General features: G+C 26.1%; 17 protein-coding genes, 2 pseudogenes and 1 CRISPR repeat array (1 of these 20 only partly in view). Of the genes and pseudogenes, 15 read left to right on the forward strand and 4 right to left on the reverse strand.

Annotated elements, in window-relative coordinates; translation table 11 throughout:
- Window positions 1-3: 3 nt before the first annotated feature.
- The 11 genes from MBORA_RS00185 to MBORA_RS10445 all read left to right on the forward strand — a co-directional run bounded on the left by MBORA_RS00185 (window position 4) and on the right by MBORA_RS10445 (window position 10,099).
- The gene (locus MBORA_RS00185; RefSeq protein WP_063720062.1) at window positions 4-837 is read left to right on the forward strand and encodes a LicD family protein; all 834 of its coding nucleotides are present in this window, start codon (window positions 4-6) and stop codon (window positions 835-837) included.
- A gap of 13 nt (window positions 838-850) precedes the next feature.
- Window positions 851-1,681, forward strand: coding sequence for a LicD family protein (locus tag MBORA_RS00190; protein WP_042692470.1), 831 nt, complete (start codon window positions 851-853; stop codon window positions 1,679-1,681).
- A gap of 157 nt (window positions 1,682-1,838) precedes the next feature.
- Entirely contained in the window at window positions 1,839-3,146 is a 1,308-nt protein-coding gene (gene aepX, locus MBORA_RS00195) for a phosphoenolpyruvate mutase (RefSeq protein WP_063720063.1), read from the forward strand.
- A gap of 9 nt (window positions 3,147-3,155) precedes the next feature.
- Window positions 3,156-3,887, forward strand: coding sequence for a metallophosphoesterase family protein (locus MBORA_RS00200; protein WP_063720064.1), 732 nt, complete (start codon window positions 3,156-3,158; stop codon window positions 3,885-3,887).
- Between the two features lie 20 nt (window positions 3,888-3,907).
- Complete coding sequence (locus MBORA_RS00205) at window positions 3,908-4,906, forward strand: NAD-dependent epimerase/dehydratase family protein (RefSeq protein WP_063720065.1); 999 nt, start codon at window positions 3,908-3,910, stop codon at window positions 4,904-4,906.
- A gap of 9 nt (window positions 4,907-4,915) precedes the next feature.
- Window positions 4,916-5,686, forward strand: coding sequence for a DUF6564 domain-containing protein (locus MBORA_RS00210; protein WP_042692468.1), 771 nt, complete (start codon window positions 4,916-4,918; stop codon window positions 5,684-5,686).
- The gene (locus MBORA_RS00215) at window positions 5,679-6,869 is read left to right on the forward strand and encodes a saccharopine dehydrogenase NADP-binding domain-containing protein (RefSeq protein WP_197017421.1); all 1,191 of its coding nucleotides are present in this window, start codon (window positions 5,679-5,681) and stop codon (window positions 6,867-6,869) included. The genes MBORA_RS00210 and MBORA_RS00215 overlap by 8 nt, the downstream gene beginning before the upstream one ends.
- Before the next feature lie 15 nt (window positions 6,870-6,884).
- The gene (gene aepY / locus MBORA_RS00220) at window positions 6,885-8,009 is read left to right on the forward strand and encodes a phosphonopyruvate decarboxylase (protein WP_042692466.1); all 1,125 of its coding nucleotides are present in this window, start codon (window positions 6,885-6,887) and stop codon (window positions 8,007-8,009) included.
- Window positions 8,010-8,150: 141 nt separating this feature from the next.
- The gene (locus MBORA_RS00225; RefSeq protein WP_042692463.1) at window positions 8,151-9,578 is read left to right on the forward strand and encodes a flippase; all 1,428 of its coding nucleotides are present in this window, start codon (window positions 8,151-8,153) and stop codon (window positions 9,576-9,578) included.
- A gap of 174 nt (window positions 9,579-9,752) precedes the next feature.
- On the forward strand, window positions 9,753-9,944 hold the full coding sequence (locus MBORA_RS10440) for a hypothetical protein (protein WP_042692460.1): 192 nt from the start codon (window positions 9,753-9,755) through the stop codon (window positions 9,942-9,944).
- Window positions 9,945-9,946: 2 nt separating this feature from the next.
- On the forward strand, window positions 9,947-10,099 hold the full coding sequence (locus MBORA_RS10445) for a hypothetical protein (protein WP_155930808.1): 153 nt from the start codon (window positions 9,947-9,949) through the stop codon (window positions 10,097-10,099).
- Between the two features lie 459 nt (window positions 10,100-10,558).
- Here MBORA_RS10445 and MBORA_RS00230 read toward each other — a convergent pair whose 3' ends face one another.
- Window positions 10,559-11,758: an ATP-binding protein gene (locus MBORA_RS00230; RefSeq protein WP_063720066.1), complete on the reverse strand. Its 1,200-nt coding sequence runs from the start codon at window positions 11,756-11,758 to the stop codon at window positions 10,559-10,561.
- A 231-nt stretch (window positions 11,759-11,989) separates the two neighbouring features.
- Between MBORA_RS00230 and MBORA_RS00235 the strand changes: the two genes are divergently transcribed.
- Together MBORA_RS00235 and MBORA_RS00240 are read left to right on the forward strand one after the other, a co-directional pair.
- The gene (locus MBORA_RS00235; protein WP_042692458.1) at window positions 11,990-12,529 is read left to right on the forward strand and encodes a glutathione peroxidase; all 540 of its coding nucleotides are present in this window, start codon (window positions 11,990-11,992) and stop codon (window positions 12,527-12,529) included.
- Between the two features lie 316 nt (window positions 12,530-12,845).
- Window positions 12,846-14,260, forward strand: a pseudogene (locus MBORA_RS00240) (nicotinate phosphoribosyltransferase).
- Window positions 14,261-14,265: 5 nt separating this feature from the next.
- On the opposite strand, the gene MBORA_RS00245 reads toward MBORA_RS00240, so the two are convergent.
- The gene (locus tag MBORA_RS00245; protein WP_082853363.1) at window positions 14,266-16,341 is read right to left on the reverse strand and encodes a Coenzyme F420 hydrogenase/dehydrogenase, beta subunit C-terminal domain; all 2,076 of its coding nucleotides are present in this window, start codon (window positions 16,339-16,341) and stop codon (window positions 14,266-14,268) included.
- 594 nt (window positions 16,342-16,935) lie between these two features.
- On the opposite strand from MBORA_RS00245, the gene MBORA_RS00250 reads away from it, so the two are divergent.
- A complete protein-coding gene (locus tag MBORA_RS00250) occupies window positions 16,936-17,124 on the forward strand; it encodes a hypothetical protein (protein WP_169805451.1) in 189 nt (62 codons plus the stop codon).
- 279 nt (window positions 17,125-17,403) lie between these two features.
- On the opposite strand, the gene MBORA_RS00255 is transcribed toward MBORA_RS00250, so the two are convergent.
- Both MBORA_RS00255 and MBORA_RS00260 read right to left on the reverse strand, forming a co-directional pair.
- Entirely contained in the window at window positions 17,404-17,793 is a 390-nt protein-coding gene (locus MBORA_RS00255) for a type II toxin-antitoxin system VapC family toxin (RefSeq protein ID WP_042692454.1), read from the reverse strand.
- Window positions 17,793-18,023 carry an AbrB/MazE/SpoVT family DNA-binding domain-containing protein gene (locus MBORA_RS00260; protein WP_042692452.1) on the reverse strand — a complete coding sequence of 77 codons (231 nt, stop codon included), beginning with the start codon at window positions 18,021-18,023 and terminating at the stop codon, window positions 17,793-17,795. Before MBORA_RS00260 ends, MBORA_RS00255 begins: the two co-directional genes overlap by 1 nt.
- Window positions 18,024-18,304: 281 nt before the next feature.
- Between MBORA_RS00260 and cas6 the strand changes: the two are divergent.
- Window positions 18,305-18,997: pseudogene (gene cas6, locus MBORA_RS00265) on the forward strand (CRISPR-associated endoribonuclease Cas6); the annotation flags it as partial.
- A gap of 41 nt (window positions 18,998-19,038) precedes the next feature.
- A CRISPR array of direct repeats spans window positions 19,039-20,708; the repeat unit is 30 nt; unit sequence ATGTTAATCAGACCAATTTGGGATTGAAAT (it continues 545 nt past the right edge of the window).

A 20,708-nucleotide genomic window follows, 5' to 3' on the forward strand; every position in this document is an offset into this window, starting at 1 on the left:
ATTATGAGAAAAATAAAAAAATATGATGATGATACTCTAAAACATTTGCAAAAGGTTTCATTAATGATTTTAAAAGACTTTATTGAAATTTGTGAAGAAAATGATTTAACATATTTTGTTTATGGGGGTACTTTACTTGGAGCTATAAGACATCAAGGTTTCATACCTTGGGATGATGATGTTGATGTAATCATGTTTAGAAAAGATTTTGATAAATTAAACGAAATATTTTTGAAAGACAATAATCCTAAATATGATTTTTTTAATGTTATTAATGAGGAAGATTATTTTTATACATTTGGAAGATTAGGTTTAAAAGGTACAAAATTTGAGGAATGGTGGGCAAAACAGGTAAATTATGAAACTCAAATTTTTATTGATATTTTTATATTGGATAATATTCCCAATAATAAAATTAAAAGATTTTTTCAGAAGTATCTAAGTTTTATTCTTAATCAACTTACAATATATTCTGTTATAAAATATGAGAATTTTTCAAGAATTAAGGAAATTATTCAACGTTCTTTATATTATTTATTAAAGATTATCCCCATCAAATCTACTAGTATTAAGCAAAAATGTGTTAATATGTTTTCTAAGTATAAAGATGAAAATTGTGAGGAATTATGTGACTTTCCAGCTATTTGTCAAATGCCAATTTATAATAAGGATGATTTTAAACATATTAAAAAGTTTAAATTTGAAGATATTGAGGTTAATGTTCCAAATAATTATGATAAAGTTTTAACACGTATTTATGGAGATTATATGGAATTACCTCCTAAGGATAAACGATTTGCATTTGCTCCTGAAAAAATTGATTTTGGAAAATATTAACTATGTGATTATAATGTTTTATATTAAAGAAGGATCTGAAGATTTGAAACATTTACAAAAAGTTTTATTAATGATTTTAAAAGATTTTATTGAAATTTGTGAAGAAAATGATTTAAATTATTATGTATGTGGCGGTACTGCATTAGGAGCAGTTCGTCATAATGGTTTTATACCTTGGGATGATGATGTTGATGTATATTTATTTAGAAAAGATTATGAAAAATTCTTAGAAATTGTTTCTAAAAAAGAAAATGATAAATATACTTTTGTTAATGTTAAAACGCATGATGATTATTTTCTTTATTTTACTAAAATGATGTTAAATGGTACAAAATTTGAAGAGTGGTGGGCTAATCAGGTAAATTTCAAATCTCAGATTTTCATAGATATTTTTGTTTTAGACAACATTACTGATAATCGTTTTAAACGTTTTTTTCAGGTAAAAATTTGTAGAATTTTAGATAGATTAACTACAATAGCTGCAATTAAATTAGAGGGTTATCCTAAGTTTGTACAAATACCTTCAAATATTATTCATAATATTTTTAAATTACTAAAAATTAAACCTATTACAATAAGTAATTTGAATTTAAAATTGATGAAAATTAATAAAGATGATAATTCAAAAATGGTATGTGACTTTTCAGAGGTTGGTCAACCTGCGGTTTATGAAAGAAAAGATTTTGGAAAACCAATTAAAATAAAATTTGAATCAATTGAGGTAAATGTAGCTCAAAATTATAATTATACTTTATCAAAAATTTATGGAGATTATATGAAGATTCCAGATAAAAAAGATAGAATTAATCATAAAATATCTGAACTTGATTTTGGAATATATTGATAATTAATATTATTAATGTATGATTTTATATTAATAAAATGATTATAGGAATATATAATAAAAAAAAGATAAATAATTATAATTTATATCTATCTAAATATTTATTGTATGTATTTAAATTATTATTAAGAATATTAATAAATACTGGGAGTTCAACATGACATTAAATAATCCAATTGTTTATACTTGTTTTTGCACAGATATAATTCATGAGGGACATTTAAATTTAATAAAAGAAGCTAAAAAATATGGTGATGTAATTGTAGGTGTTCTTTGTGATTCAGAAATGGTTAAATATAATCAATTTCCACTAAAGAGTACTGAGCAACGTATGGAGATAGTTAAAAATATTTCTGGTATTAAAGATGTTGTTGTTCAAAATGAAATTATGTATGATAATATAATTAAAGAAATTCGCCCAGATTATGTTATTCATGGAAATAATTGGGAAGAAGACTCCATGAAGCTTATAAGAAAAAACATTATCGAAGTTACAAGTCGATATGGTGGTGAGCTTATTGAGATTCCATATACTTTCAATGAACATGTTCAAAAAATTGATAAACAAATGAAAGAAAAACTTGCTATGCCTGAACTTAGAAGAGCAAGATTAAAAAGATTACTTGATATTGTTCCGATTGTAAAAACTATTGAAGTTCATAGTGGTTTAACTGGTTTAATTGCTGAAAAAACAGTTCTTGCTGATGGTGAGGTTATAGACCAGTTTGAAGCAATGTGGGTATCTAGTTTATGTGATAGTACGGAAAAAGGAAAACCTGATATTGAACTTGTTGATATGACTTCAAGATTTAGAACAATAAATGACATTATGGAGGTTACTACAAAACCAATTATCTTTGATGGAGATACAGGAGGTATTGCGGAACATTTTGTTTATACAGTTAGGTCTCTTGAGAGAATGGGAGTTTCTGCAATTATAATTGAAGATAAAGTAGGATTAAAGAAAAATTCACTTTTTGGAACTGATGTTGAGCAAACACAAGATGATATAGAACACTTTTGTGAAAAAATTGCTGCAGGTAAAAAAGCACAAATTTCTGATGATTTCATGATTATTGCAAGAATTGAAAGTTTGATTCTCGAAAAAGGAATGGATGATGCGCTTAAAAGAGCATTTGCATTTAGGGATGCAGGTGCTGATGGAATCATGATTCACAGTAGAAAAAAAGACCCTTCTGAAATCTTAGAATTCTGTGATAAATTTAGAGATGAAGATCAAAAAACTCCAATTGTTGTAGTTCCATCATCTTTTAATTCAATCACTGAATCAGAACTTAAAAAACATGGTGTTAATATTGTAATATATGCAAATCAACTATTAAGGGCGGCTTTTCCAGCAATGCAAGATGCTGCAAAAAGTATTCTTAAACATCATAGAGCAGAAGAAATTGATAATAAACTCATGTCTATTAAAGATATAATAACATTAATTGATGAGATATAATGTGATTAAATGTCAAAATATGCAATTTTATCAGATATTCATGGAAATTTATATGCATTATTAGAAGTTATGAAAGATTTAAATAATCATGATATTAAAGGAATTTTTTTATTAGGTGATTTAATAGATTATGGAATGCAATCTAATGAGGTTGTTGAGTACTTTAAAGATGATTTTGATGGAAATATTTTATGTAATATTTGGGGAAATCATGAAAAAGCTATTTTGACATCAGATTATTCTAATTTTTCAAGTATTAGGGGGGTTGAATCAGCAAAATATACCAATTCACATCTTAATCAAAATGTAAAAAATTATCTTAATAGAGAATTAATTAAACAAGGATATTTTGAATTTGAAATAGGTGGTAAAAAGATATTAGCTATTCATGGTTCATTATTAGATCCGTTTTGGAGAGCTATTTTTCCAGAAAATGTGAATGGCGATTATTCATCATATGATATTGTAATTTCAGGACATTCACATTATTCACATTATTTTCAAAAGTTTTATAATGCAGATGATGTTGAAATGAGAAACAAAAAGATTGTACATTTTATTAATCCAGGTTCTGTAGGACAACCTAGAAATCATAATCCTAATGCTCAATATGCTATTATTGATATAAAGGACATGTCTGTAAGTTTAAATACTGTTAATTATCCTAGAAAAAAAGCTATGGATTTATATGATGGTAGTGTTGATGATTTTTATCGGAAAAGATTAGAAAAAGGAATTTAAATTATTGGAGGATTTTATTAATGAAAATATTATATGTCATTAGTGGTGTTACAGGTATGACTGGAAATGAATTAGTTCGTCAACTTTTAGGTGAATCTGATGAGGAAGTAAAAATTATCGGCTTTGATAATTTTTATGCATCTTCAATTGACACTGTAAGTGATTGTATAGATGATGATAGATTTGATTTTTTTGAATATGATTTAAATAATACAGAAGAAATGAGCAAGATAAAATTTCTTGTTTTAAACTCAAAAAAATCTTATAATGAAATTGTTTATATCAATTGTGCTGCTGTAGTTCATACAGAACACTTCTATAATGTTCATGAAACTTATGAAACAAATGTTGTTGGTATGAATAATTTTTTGAATCAAGCTATTGAAGTTGGAGCTGATAAGTATATTAATTGTTCCACATCAGAAATTTATTCAATGAATTCATGGAATGAATATGGTGGAGTTAAAGAATCTGATTATATTACTATGGCTGATGCAGAACATAGTCAAAGAACAAGTTATGCAACTGGAAAATTGTTAACAGAGTTCTTTATGAAAGATGCAGTAAATAAAGGAAAAATCAAAGGTTGTTCTATTCGTTTTGCAAATGTATATAGTAAAGACGAAAGGTATCCTAAACATGTAATTCCCCATATTATCAATAGTCTTAAAAATGATGGAAAAGTTGTTTTATTGGAAAATTCTAGAAAAAATCGTAGAACTTTTTTAAATAATTATGATAGTTGTAATGCTGTTATTGAATTAATTAAATCTAGTGAATCATTAGATGGTTCAATATATAATGTAGCTACTGATGAAGAAGTTTCTATTATTGACTTGGTTAAAATAATTGCTAAAAAGATGGATATTGAACCTATAATTGAGTTTGATGGTTTTAGGGAATCTGATCCTGAAAGAAGAATTTTATCAACAGAAAAAATAAGAACTAAAACAAGATGGATACCAAAAATTTCTCTAGATGAAGGATTGGATGAATGTATTGAAAATTATACTAAATAGGTGACTAATTTGAAAATTGCAATAATTACTGTTGCCGGAGTATCTAGTAGATTTAACAAAGATATTTTAGATGAAAAAAAGATTTTAAAATGTATTTATTATGAAGATAATCCAAAAGATACATTAATTTATCATTTAATTAAAAAAGTTGAATACGCTGATGTTATTGTTATTGTTGGAGGATATAAATATTCAGATTTAGAAAATTATATTTATAACTATCTTCCTAACAATATAATTGAAAAGATTTTAATGGTAAATAATAGTCATTTTTTTGATTTAAGTTCGGGGTATAGCTTATATCTAGGCATAAATAAGGCTATTAGTACTATTTCTGACATTGATGAAATATTATTTGTTGAAGGTGATTTGGATATTGATGATGAATCATTTTTAAATGTTGTTAATTCTAATAAAAATGTTTTAACATTTAATTATGAACCAATATACTCTAATAAAGCAGTTGTTTTATATAAAAATGATAAAAATCGTTTTTGTTATGCTTTTAATAGTCAACATGGGTTATTAAATATTAATGAAGCATTTGAATGTATTTTTAATTCAGGGCAATTATGGAAATTTAAAGATATAGATGCTTTAAAAATTTCAAATAAATTCTTTAAAGAAAATTCTATTGAAGATAATAATTTAGCTATTATTCAGAAATATTTAGATTTATTAGATGATACAGAGTCTATAGAGATAATAGGTTTAAAGCATTGGGTAAATTGTAATACAAGAGATGATTATAAAATAATAAAAAATTACTGGAATGAGTAATATGAAAAATTTAAATGAAAGACTACAAGTTGTTGAGAATCATGTAAATGATGGGAATATTACAGTCATGATAATTGGTTTGGGAAGTGTTGGAACATACTTATTAGACTTTTTAGTAAGTAAAAATGATCCTTCAATTAAAATAATTGTTGTTGGTCGTAATTATGAAAAAATGGAATCTGATGTTAATATCATTAAAATTGCGAGCCTTATAAGGGAAGTTAATAAAAGCCAAATAGATATTGAATCTGAGGTAGACTTAAACGATATTGAATCTATAGTTAATGTTATAAGTAAACATAATCCTGACTTTATTATAAATTCAAGTAGGGCATATCCAGGTCTTAAATATGGTAGCATATCTTGGAATAATATAAGAGCTTATGGCATATGGACACCTCTTTCTATTAAATTTACAAAAAACATAATGGAGGCTTGTAACAAAACAGATACAAACGCAATTGTTATTAATACTTCTTATTCTGATGCTGTTATTCCATGGTTAAAAAGTGCCAAAAAAGATTATCCTGACTTTGGAAGTGGAAATTTAAATCATTTAATTCCAAGAATGAAATTTGCCGTTGCTAATATATTAGGTGTTGATGATTTTTGGAATGTAGATTTTAATTTTGCTGCAGGACATTTTCATGATGTTTGTATTAGTAAAGAAGGTCAAAGTGAAGGTGTAAAATTACCATTAAAGATATATTATAATGATGAAGAACAAGAAATAGATCATGATGAAATTTTTAAAGCATGTTCTATAAGCATGCCTGTTGACCAAAAAAGAAACATGATGAATGCTTCAAGTAATTATAGGATTATTACTGCAATAATCGAAGCTATTCGTACTGGTGAAAATCAAAAGATTTTTAGTCCTGGTGTATTTGGAAATATTGGAGGATATCCAGTTATCATTGGTTATAAAGAAAATAAGATTTCTGCATGGATTGATGAATCAGTATTTACATTTGAGGAAATGGATAGAGCTAATAGGGAATCTTTGGCTTTAGATGGCATTGAAAATATAAAAGAAGGTAGACTATTTTATACTGATGATTTAATTACTAAAGTTAAAAATATATTTAATGTCGATTTACCAAAATCTGTTGATTATGAGGATATAGAAAAAACAGCAAATTTCTTAATTGATAAAATAATTACTCCTCAATTAGATAAATAATATAAGGCAATTTTTATGGAAGTTAAAGAATTTGTAAGAATATTAGGTGCTGATTTCTATACAGGAGTGCCGGATTCACAGCTTAAAGCACTTTGTAATTATTTAATGAACGAATATGGTATAAATGAAAAACATCATATTATAGCTGCTAATGAGGGTAACTGTACAGCTCTTGCAGCGGGTTATCATTTAGCAACTAATAAAGTCCCTGTTGTTTATATGCAGAACAGTGGCGAAGGAAATATTATTAATCCTGTTGCATCACTTTTAAATGATAAAGTATATGCAATTCCAGTTATTTTTGTAATAGGATGGCGTGGAGAACCTGGAAAACATGATGAACCACAGCATATTTATCAAGGTGAAGTTACTTGTAGATTACTTGATGATATGGGTATTAAAAACTTTGTCATTGATGAAAATACTACTGTTGAGAAGCTTGAAGATGTGATGAATGATTATAATAATATTCTTAAAACAGGAAAAGATGTGGCTTTTGTTATTAAAAAAGGAGCTTTAAGTTATGATGAAAAAATAGAATATAAAAATGAAAATTCAATGACTAGAGAAAATATTATTAACCACATTGTTGATATAACTAATGAGGATCCAATTATTTCAACAACAGGTAAAACTAGTCGTGAGCTTTTTGAAATAAGAACAGAGAGAAATCAAAGTCATAAGCAAGATTTCCTTACTGTAGGTTCAATGGGCCATTCTTCTTCAATTTGTTTGGGAGTGGCTATTAATAAAAAAAATCAAAAAATATGGTGTATTGATGGAGATGGTGCAGCACTTATGCATATGGGTGCAATGGCAGTTATAGGGAGTTATTCTCCAAAAAACATGGTTCATATTTTAATAAATAATGGAGCTCATGAAACTGTTGGGGGAATGCCGACTGTAGCTTCAAAAATAGATATGGTTGCTATAGCTAAAGCTTGTGGATATTACTATGCAGTTTGTGTAGATAATTTTGATGATTTAGATAATGAACTTTTAAAGGCTAAATCAAGAAATGAACTAAGTTTCATTGAAGTAATGTCATCTATTGGTGCTAGAGATGATCTTGGAAGACCTACAACTTCTGCAATTGAAAATAAAAAGAATTTCATGGATTATTTAAGTTCTATTAATTAAAGTGATTGAATGTATAAAATTAGTGTAATTATTCCTGTGTATAATGCAGAAGGTACTTTAAAAAATGACATTGGATCAATTTTTCAATATTGAACAACAAAACAAAAAAATCAATATCTTAATTAGCTAATGAGTGGTTTTATGAGTAATGTTAGAAGAGTTTTTGCAAACATGAGTTGGATGATGATATCTCAGATTTTGACAAGTGTTCTTGCTTTTTTTTGGACAATTTTAGCTACTCCTTATTTAGGAGTGGTTGATAATGGTATTTTTGGAAATGCTGTTTCATTTGCTAATTTATTAGTGGTTATTGCTGATTTGGGTATGACTACTTATATTACAAGAGCTATTTCTACAGATTCTAATTTAGAAAAGTCTTATATAGGTAATGCATTGACTATTAAAATTTTACTGTCATTTGTTTATTTGGCAGTAACTTTAATTATTGTTAATTTATTTGGCTGGAATAATAGAATAGGTTTTGTCATATTTTTATTTGCTTTTGAAAGTGTTATTAAGTCATTCTGCAATCTATTTTATGCATCTTTCCAAGCACATGAAAAAATCAAATACCAGGCAATATCTAATATTATCTTAAATGTTTTAACATTTGTTTTCATTGTAATTGTTACATTTACAAGTTTTGGACTTTTTGGAATTGCAGTTGCATATATTATAGCTAATATATTAGCTTTAATTTATAGTTATTTAGCTATAAGAAGGTATTTTATAGTTCCTAAATTATTATTTGACAAAGATCTTTCTAAAAAATTAATTATTGCAGGAATCCCATTTGCTCTTACAAGTTTATTTTATACTGTCTATTATTCTATCGATATGGTTATGTTGACTAAATTTATTGGAGCTTATCCAACTGGTCTTTATAATGCTTCATATAAATTAATTAATGTTTTAACACTGTTTTACACAATTTACTCTGCAGTTGTTTTTCCTGTTATGAGTAAGTTATTTAAAAATGATAGGGACATGCTTACTTTAAGTTTTAATAAGTCTGTTAAATATTTATCTTTAGTAACGATTCCATTAGCTATTGCTACTTTATTTTATGCAGGAGATGTTATTCGTATATGTTATGGAAATGCATTTGCAGAGGCGGATAATGTATTAAAAATATTAATTTGGACTGTCTGTTTCTTATTTATCAACGGAGCTGCATCATTAGTTTTAAATGCATCTCACAAAGAGTTTTCTGTTACTAAAATTTACTCAATAGCTGCGGTATTTAATGTTATTTTAAATTTTATTTTGATTCCTAATTATTCCGTTTATGGTGCATCTATTGCTACGGTTTTAAGTGAGGTTTTAATATTAATTCTAGAGTTATACATGTTGTCTAAGATTAATCAACTTCCAGATAGACATTTGATCTTTGATTTAGTTAAAATTATTATGGCTTCAGTTATAATGGGTTTTGTATTAAATATTTTAGGTTTAAGTGTATGGTTAGCTATTCCTATTGGAATCATTGTTTATTTAGTTGTTATAATAGCTATTAGGACAACAGATGAGGATGATAAAACTATTTTAAGACAATTGTTAAATAGATAAATTATTTTTTCAATAAACAACTAATGATATGTTTTGTATAGTATTTTTTAGATGTAATATTTATTTTATAGGATAGAACATAATGAAATGCCCAATATGGAATAATCAAAATAATGAATCTTATTTTGTCAAAAAACTATAAATGGACCTTAGAGAAGAATTTGGACATGTCGAATGTTAAAATTGTGGTTGTTATTTATAAAAAACATTCCTAAAAATATTGCTGATTATTATAGTTATTATGGGCATTATCAAGACAGAGCAACTTTTAAAAATAAATTTCTTAGAAAATTTGTAGGTTTATATTTAGTTAATGTAATGGGTGGTTTTTTAGTACCTAAAAATTTTGTTCCAGTTTTTGAATAGCTTTGGAGAAAAAAGTATCTGAAAAATATTTTAATAAAAACTCATCTATTTTAGATGTGGGATTTGAAAAAGGAGAGTTTTTATCTTATCTAAGTGCTGGAGGTTATAAAGGTTTAGATGACATTGATTTATTCATTGATGATGAATATTCCTAGGGATATTAAAATTTCTTTGAAAATATAAACCTTCTAAAAAAAATATGATGTGATTTTTTCGAACCATTCTTGAACATATGGAAAATCCTTTAAAAAATCTTAGATGTTATGAAAAACTACTTAATAAAGATGGATTAATTTTTATCAGGATTCCTATTAAATCTGATTTTATTTAAAAAAATATGGTGTTAACCGGTTTAAAATAGACGTTCCAAGACATTTTTTTATATACTGTTGAAAGCTTTAAGATTTTAGCTAGTAAAACAAATTTAATCGTTGTTGATATTATTTTTGATTTTAGTTTTCTTATATTTGTAAATAGTGAGAAATATGTTCTATACATCTCTTAGGGGATAAAAAGTGGAGTGCATTCAAATTCGATAAAAGAATATCAGATGATTTTAAAAAGCAAACTAATATTTTAAATAATCAAAGAAAAGTGATTAAGAAATTATAATACTAAAATTCATTATAACTCGATTTTAAAAAATCAATAATGTTTAAGTGAATTATTCCCTCATTTGAAAAATTGTATTGATCCATTGTTATAATATATTTTGGATAATTATCTTTAACTTTTTTCAATGTTTTTAATTCTTTTTTTCGTGTATTAGTATCAATTATTGATTGAGAAACTTGAATATAAATTTTTTTATCAAGTTTTTTACAGATAAAATCTATTTCTAAATCATATATTTTTCCAATGTTAATATCATATCCTCTTCTTTTTAATTCTATAAACACTATATTTTCTAGTAATTGACCCCAATTTCTTTCATTTTCATTATTAAATAGATAGTAAAATGCAGGGTCAACTAGATAATATTTATCTGAAATTAATAATTTCTTTTTTAATTTTATATCTCTACGTTTTACTTGATAAAAAATAAATGCTTTTGTAACATTGTTTATATAATTGATAATGGTGTTTGTTGTTGTTTTTTGATTTTCATTTTTCATATATTTTGTAATTGAATTAGCTGAAAATGTATTACCAATGTTACAAACCATAAATTCCATTAATCGTTCTAATAAATCAATATTTGAGATATTATTTTTGGTTATAATGTCATTGTAGGTGATTGTAACATATAAATCTCTTAAGTAATCTATTTTTTCTTCATTTTCATATCTTAAAATTCCAGGAAATCCTCCATAACTCAAATAATGATTAAATAATTCAATATCATTTTTATCTTTATAATAATTAGATAATTCTTTAAATGATAATGGATAGATTTCTATTGTAATATAACGTCCAGACAATAATGTTGCAAGCTCACCTGAAAGTAGGTGGGAATTTGAACCCGTTATATAAATATCGCAGTCTAAATCAACTCGAAATGAGTTAATTGATCTTTCCCAGTTTTTAACATTTTGAATTTCATCAAAAAGTAGATAAATTTTTCCAACTGAATTTTTAGTTTTTTTATAAATTAGTTCATCTAATTGATTTTCATTTGTTATTTTTTTGTATTGAGCTGTTTCAAAGGAAATATATAATATATTTTCATTTTTTATTTCACGTTTTTTTAATTCAGTTATTATTTGTTTTAAAATAGTTGTTTTTCCACAACGACGTACGCCTGTTATTATTTTGATTTCTTCCCTATCCCAAACTTTTTTTATTTTATTTAAATAAAATTCTCTTTGTATCATATTATCACTTTTTTTAATATGATTAATAATATGTTTTAAATAAATATTTAAATTTATCTTTTAAAAAAAATAAATTTTAAAAAACTTAAAAAGTTTTTTTTAGAAAAAATATATTTAGATTTCATTTAATTCAAATGATAAATATGTTATGTATTCTTCTTTAATTTAAATAATAACTTTTTTAATAATAGACTTTTAAAATTTATACATAAATTATAATGAGGTTATAAAATGTCAGTTTATGATTTTGAAGTTAAAGATAGCGAAGGAAATATGATTTCACTAAAAGATTTTGAAGGTATGGTTCTTTTAATTATTAATTCTGCTACTGAATGTGGTTTTACTCCCCAATACACTCAATTAGGCGAAATTTACAATGAATTTAGGGATGATGAGTTTGAAATTTTAGATTTTCCTTGTAATCAGTTTGGAGGACAAGCTCCAGGTTCCATTGAAGAAATCAAAGAGGTTTGTCGTAATAAATGGTTAGTTCCTTATCAAATTTTTGATAAAATTGATGTTAATGGTGAAAATGCAGATCCATTATATGTGTATTTAAAAGGTGAAAAAGCATTTACGGGTTTTACTGGTGAAGGTGCTAGCAATTTAGATTCATTTTTAAAAACAATTGATGAAAATTATGCAGATAATAATGATATTAAATGGAATTTCACTAAATTTTTAGTTGACCGTGAAGGTAATGTTGTTCAAAGATTTGAACCTACTGAAGACTTAGATGATGTTAAAGAATGTATTAAGGAATTGTTATAATAAATTAAAATGTCTTTATTAAATATTGCTTTTGATATATAGATTTAGCAATTTAATAATATTGAATACTTTAATTAAATCCATTAAATTAAAATTACGCATAAAATAATTAAATTTATTCGCGTCTAACATAAAATAATGTTTCTTCTAATGGTTATTATTGATGTAATTTGAGTACTCTTGTGTAGAATTTTAAGGTTAAACTAAAATGAGGTATAAAAATGTAAACTTTTTGATTGAAATTAAAGGTAATATAATTTAATAACATGATTTATATACAATTAAAAACAACCTAATCAATTAAAGGGGGTAACTAATGATAAAAAATAACATATGTCTTTTAACAGATAGTTATAAATTAACTCATCACTATTTCTATCCTAAAGGAACAGAAAAAATATATTCTTACCTTGAAAGTAGAGTTGGTGGAGAATTTAACAAAACTATCTTTTATGGACTACAATACATTCTTAAAAAGTATTTAAATGGTAATGTTGTTAGCGAGGAAAAAGTTCTAGAAGCAGAAAAATTGTAAATTCCCATATTGGTGAAGGTATCTTTAATACCGATGGATGGTTATACATAGCTAATGAGTTAGATGGTAAATTGCCAATTGAAATTAAAGCTGTAGCTGAAGGAATGCCTGTTGATGTAGGTAATGTACTTATGGCAGTTGAAAATACTGATAAAAGGTGTTATTGGTTGGTAAATTATTTAGAATCATTATTATTACAAGTTTGGTATCCATCAACAGTTGCTACACTATCTGCTGAGGTTAAAAAAGTATGTAATTTTTATTTGGATGTTACTGCTTCAGCTAAGGATAATTTAGCATTTATGGTACATGATTTTGGTTATAGGGGTGCAACTTCAACAGAATCTTCTGCATTATGTGGGTCTGCTCATTTGCTTAACTTTTCAGGTACTGATACACTTACTGCTTTAACAATTCCTCCGAATTATTATAATGATAATAATATTTATGGATTTTCTGTACAAGCAACAGAACATAGTGTAATGACTTCCCAGGGTCAAGATGGGGAATTTATGCAAGCTGTAAATGTTGTTAAAAATGCGAAAGATGGAATTTTATCGATTGTTATAGATAGCTATAATTATCAAAATTTCTTGCAGAATGCATGTTATAGTGGAAACGAGTTAAATGAAGTTATTTTAGAGTTTTTAAATAATGAAAATAATAAAGTAGTTTTCAGACCAGATAGTGGAGATCCAGTTTCAACTACCATTGATTGTTTAGAAATAATTGGTGAAGGATTTGGTGTTAAAAAAACTCCTGAAGGTTATAAAGTCTTTGATAGTAATGTTGGTCTTTTATGGGGTGATGGTCTTGACTATAAAAAAATCAGAGATGTTTTATTTGCTATGAAAAACAATGGATGGGCTGCTGAAAACATTATATTTGGTATGGGTGGAGGCCTGCATTCTCTTGTAACTCGTGATACACAAAGAAATGCATTTAAATGCTCTGCTCAATTTAGAAATGGTGAATGGTATGATATATTCAAAAAACCATTAGATAGCAGTAAAAAATCAAAATCTGAAAGATTTAAATTAATTAATGAAAATGGTGTATTTAAAACTGTTAAAATAGGTGGTGATGGTGAAGATTATCTTAAAACAGTATTCAGGGATGGTGAAATCTTAAAAGAATACACTTTTTCAGATATTAAAAACAGAGCTTCTGGATATATTTGTCATACTATTAAATAGGTAATTTATTTACCCATTTTTAATTTTTCAACTTCATTAAAGAATTTAATTGGTGTTACTCGTTTAATTGTTGTTGCTAGACGTTCTCTTTGTGGTTTTTTACTTAATTTATTATAAACTTCAAATACAGCATCAAGTGTGTCATAAATTTCTTGTTCATCTTCAACAAAGACTGGATAACCAATAACTGTCTCTCTTCCACCTTTTCCACCAATGTATAAATTATATCCTTTTGATTTAAGATCTTTAGCATTGTTGGGACAAGCTTTAATACATTTTCCACAATCAACACATAATTCATAGTTTGTAATAGCAGTATCTCCTCTAATTTCAATAGCTTCTACTTTACAAACATCTTGACAACACCCACACCCATTACAATCATCATTAGTTTTGGGTGTTTTAACGCCATGTAGACCAAAATCAACAGTATCTACACCTAAACATTTATTTGGACAACCTGTAATGCCTATTTTAAACTTATAATTAGCTGGTTTTTCAGCATATTTTTCTTCAATTTTTGAAGCAATTTCATTTGTATTTATTAATCCAAGTAAACAACGTTCTTTTCCAGGACATGACATTATTGACCTTACTAGCGGACCTTCTGTACCATTTATTAAATCTTCATCTTTAACATCTTCAAGTAAATCTTCTATCTGGTTTAATGCAACATTCTGGATTTCAATTTCTTCACGGGAAGTTAATTTTATGATTCCGTTATATTTTTTAGCAACTTCTGAAATTCTAATTAAGGTATCTGCATCGTAATATCCGCCAATTGGTGTTCTAAATCGAACATAAGCCTTTCCTTTCTGACCCATTCCAACACCGCCATGACCCCAAATGTAATAGAATGAGTTAAATGCTTTTTCTTGTGCTCGTTTTAAAACTTCTTTATTAAATCGTTTATTTTTAAAACTTTTCATAAAGTCAATTCTTTCCAAATCAACACCAGTATAGAGGTTCATTAAGTCTTTTATTCTTTTTCCTTTTTCGCTTCTAATAACAACTGTTGTATAACCTTTTGGTGAACCTTTCTCTCCAAAACTAATATCAGCTAGCTCTGCATCAAAGTCTCTACACATTAAGCAACCTGGAGATGGATTTATGTCGCTTAATTTGATTTTGTATTCTTCATCATCAGTATATGCTTTAAAGTAAGGTCCGTTAACATCAAATTTTTTAACTTTATCAATGTCAACTTCTAATTTATCTAATATTTCATCATGTCCAAATTTTTCAGTACAAAAGAGTCCAAGTAAATATTCGATTTTCGGAAGCTTTGCTGCTTTTCCATTTTTCCCTCTTTCAGCTTCATGTTTGGAAATAATTGAGTGATATTGAAGATTTCTAAGTCCTGCAATTTGACATGGAAGACCTACAACAGCTATTTTTTCAAGACCCATTTCTCCAGCTTCACGAACTGCATTTAGAGAGGATACAGAGTATTTACTTTTCTTTGTGGATTTATTAATGTCTGTTAGGTCTTTAGATGAAGTAATAATCATACTTGAAGGTTTCCAATGGCTGCTTCCAATAACTACAGCACCATCAATTTCACCTAAATCAAGTAAAATTTGAAGAAATTTTGTAACTACTCCTCCGGATTGGCCTTTTACATTGGTACTTCCATAATAATATTCTTCAGATAAATTTAAGCGTGTTCTTATATCATAGCTTCCAGAAATTATTCTAGGACAAACTTCTTTACACATTCCGTTTCCTTTTCTTAAGCACTCTTCATTAAGGAATGGTTTTTCATCAAATCCGATTAAGTTATTTGGACAAACTATACTGCAACTTCCACATTTAGCACATAAATCATTATCAACAATGCTATTTAAAAACCAATCATATTTAATGAAGGGTTTAACATCTTCAATTGTTTTTAAATTAGCTATTTTACTTACAATCTCTTTAATTGTTTCAGTTGTTAATTCATCCTGGTTTTCTTTTGCAATATAATTGATATAATCCCATAATCTTAATTTTAGCTTTGAAATATTGATGTTGTTGTCTTTTTTTATTAAATCATCTAGACATTTATTAATTAGTTTTTCATTATCCACACTTAGCATTTAATCCCTCAGAAAAAATAGCTTTCTTATTATTATTTTAAAAATTAAAATTTAATAAATATTTTTATTTATAGCTAACTTTTCAAATGCTCTTTAATTATATTTATGCTCTATTAATATTAATAATGGAAGTTAGCCAAGAATCTTTAAATATTGATTTTTCCTGATATTAAGGGGAAAATATGTAGAAATCAGATGATTCTTTATGTTAAAAATCATGATTTATCTTTAAAATTAAGAAAATGTAAAAAATTTACATTTTAAGAATTATTTTTGTATGGGTCTTTGTCGGATGTTTTTGAAAAAGAAATTGGTTCAAAGAATTTAATACATGTGATGTTGAATTATAAAGATTTAATATATATAACAAGGAATAATATCTTTCAGACTTCACAAATAAACATTTAAACGAAATAAAAAAAGTATTAGAAACCTTATTAAACAATGAATCTCATTTTAAAAAAGATTTAATCTCTTTATTCAAATATTATGGAATCAATACTCTATTAAAAGAAAAACGATTTTATTAAGTTAAATGCTTATTTTGATGATAAAAATGTGTTTTACGAATTAAAAAATGAATATTTAAAAAATATGGAAAATTATGATTTTAAGAGAAATAAATTTATAGCATTTGTAAAGCTGAAAATCAAATTAGAAAAAAAATATAATGAACCTTTAATTAATGAGAGGTGGATTAGTGAAGCAAAATTATTTAATAAACTTTGTGATTTATTTTCAGAAGAAAAAATTGAACGGCATGGAAGACCTCACTGGATGTAATTACAACATTTAGATATTTATTTTTCAAATAGAAATATAACTATTGAATATCAAGGAATTCAACACCAACAACCGATAGAATATTTCAATAGAGAAGAAGGATTCGAAATATTAGTGATGTTAAAACTAAAATTCAAAAAATAATAGAAAAAGATGAAATGAGCATTAATAATCAATAAAATAACATCATGGTGTCTAGTCTAAGAAGTATAAAATTTTAATAAAACTAAGTTGCAAAACAAGAACTGGTAAAATAGCTATGATTAATTTTTCTTATTTTTAATATTTCCTTATTATTCCATTTATTTTATCAAAATCAGAATCAAAACTATAAATAGTAATCATTTCTTTTTCTTTCATTAAATAGACAGCTAAACAATCAGCTAAACTTAAACTATTATATTTTAAAACTAAATTCATACTCTCTTTAATATCTCTTTCATCAGGAAAATATACTGTAAAATTATCAATTATAGTTTCATAAGCAATTTTAGCTATTTTTCCGTCACATCGTGAACTTAAACTAGCTACTACCTCTGATAACATGAGTAATGGCACTATCTTATCATCTTCATCCATTATCTCTTTAGATAGCTCAATAGCTCTTTTATGATATTGATCTTTTTCATTTATTAAAGCTATAAAGAAATTACTATCTACTAATATCATTAGAATTTCTCTCCCATTCCAGCTTTTTTAGTAGATTCTACACTATCTAGAGAATCATCACTTATCAATGCTATTAAATCGTTTAATTCTCTTTTTCTCCTAACAGTCATTATAATCTTATTATCTTTTGTTGTCCAATCTAGAATATCTTTTTCTTTAATTTTCATTTGATTTCTAATTGTTTTGGGAATTATTGTTTGATATCCTTTATAAACTCTTGTTGAAACCATTTAAAACTCCTCCTTGACTACCTAATTTAATATTTATTTTAGGTGATATTTAAAAATTTAGGTTTTTTTATTTTTTTAGAAATAAACTAATTAATAAAATATTAATCAATATTTAAATAATATTATAAACTTGTGTCTATTTTAGATAAAAATTAATTTTTAAACCAATTAATATTAAAATAATAAACAATATTCAGTTTATTTGATTATTTATATTGAACTATAATATTTTTTAAGTTGAATAGGACATTTTATATAATACTTTAATTAAATATTTTATCATGTCTAGGTTGAAAATCTCATTAAAGTCTTCATCAAATAATCTAAAAATACCATTTAATTATAATCACATACTTTCAGCAATAATCTACAATAAAATAGATGATTTGGATTTAGCTTATAAATTACACTCATCACAGTCATTTAAATTCTTCACATTTTCCCAATTAAATATTTCAAAAAAGAAAATGACCAAAAAAGGATTTATTTCAAGGAATGGAAAAATATCTTTTTTTATATCTTCACCTGATGATTATTTAATTAAAAGTTTGGTCAATGGATTTTTAGAAACATTAGAAGTAAACTTAAATGGGCAAAAATTATTGGTTGAAAAAATTGAACTATTAAAAGAACCTAATTTTACACATAAAATGGAATTTAAGACGTTATCTCCAATAATAGCTAGAACTAAAAGGGAAATTGATGGAAACTTAAAAGAATGGGATTTAACTCCTGGAGATGAATTTTTTAAAGCTTTAGAGAAAAATCTTATAAAAAAATATAAAAAATATAATGAAATTGAGGAAACAGATAAAGAAATAAAAATTTATTCTGAGATGAAAAATGTTAAAAGAAAAAGAATAGCTATTGTTAAAGGACCTCAAACAACATACCATAGAGCATTTATGATGGATTTAATTCTTGAAGGTGATTTAAATTTGATTAAATTTGCTTATGATTGTGGATTTGGAGAAAAAAATAGTATAAGAGCCATAATAGCTGCTATTACTGCTGCATGTTAATCAGACCAATTTGGGATTGAAATGTGTAATGCATCACATATTCACTATCCATGTCAAATGTTAATCAGACCAATTTGGGATTGAAATATACTAAATCCAGCAGTATCGAGTTTAAATATAGCAATGTTAATCAGACCAATTTGGGATTGAAATTAAGATAATTAAAATTAAATTAACGAATAACAATACATGTTAATCAGACCAATTTGGGATTGAAATGATTATTATAGAGCATCAATGAAAAAATATGCTACAATGTTAATCAGACCAATTTGGGATTGAAATAATAATGTTATTAAGATTGTAACTAACCATTTTAAGAATGTTAATCAGACCAATTTGGGATTGAAATTTCCTTTGTAAGTTCATGTTCAACTTTATTTTCATCATGTTAATCAGACCAATTTGGGATTGAAATTTATTGACCATCTCTTACATATTTTAATTTTCTTAAATGTTAATCAGACCAATTTGGGATTGAAATATGTATATCAAGAGGCAACTATTGGACAATTCACATATGTTAATCAGACCAATTTGGGATTGAAATTTGCTTAAACATGCAAATAAATAATCAAACAATTGAATGTTAATCAGACCAATTTGGGATTGAAATTAAACCAAGAAAAAAACAAACACCCCCAAAAAACACTATGTTAATCAGACCAATTTGGGATTGAAATCAACATAGTATAGATGATAAATATACTTATAATCAAATGTTAATCAGACCAATTTGGGATTGAAATAATTTAGATGGGACACATGGAGCAAGGTATAAATATTATGTTAATCAGACCAATTTGGGATTGAAATGATTGCTCAACACAAGACCCAGCGACAGCAAAAAAATGTTAATCAGACCAATTTGGGATTGAAATGGGCGTATCCTAGGATTTTTATCCCCCGGTAATAATAATGTTAATCAGACCAATTTGGGATTGAAATCAAAAAAAGGAAAGTAGGTATGTTAAGACCTTCAAATGTTAATCAGACCAATTTGGGATTGAAATTAAAACTCATGAGTATTAATTTTGCCGGAACCTTTAATATGTTAATCAGACCAATTTGGGATTGAAATTTATTGACCATCTCTTACATATTTTAATTTTCTTAAATGTTAATCAGACCAATTTGGGATTGAAATATGTATATCAAGAGGCAACTATTGGACAATTCACATATGTTAATCAGACCAATTTGGGATTGAAATTTGCTTAAACATGCAAATAAATAATCAAACAATTGAATGTTAATCAGACCAATTTGGGATTGATGACTGGTTATTAAGTTGGGCGTCATCTGAAACATATGTTAATCAGACCAATTTGGGATTGAAATCTACACATTTCAAAAACAAAAAGCCACATAAGGGGATGTTAATCAGACCAATTTGGGATTGAAATCCCAATACTCGAAAAGATATCGATATACAAATAGAAAATGTTAATCAGACCAATTTGGGATTGAAATTAACTATAACCAGGTGGTGACGATGAAATCACAAGTAATGTTAATCAGACCAATTTGGGATTGAAATATTGATTATAGCCTAGACACAAAACAAAGTAGAACAATGTTAATCAGACCAATTTGGGATTGAAATGATAAATCCTATCAATATTCTCTGATTTAAGAAAGTGCAATGTTAATCAGACCAATT

The sequence above is a fragment of the Methanobrevibacter oralis genome, assembly GCF_001639275.1.
Lineage (GTDB): Archaea > Methanobacteriota > Methanobacteria > Methanobacteriales > Methanobacteriaceae > Methanocatella > Methanocatella oralis.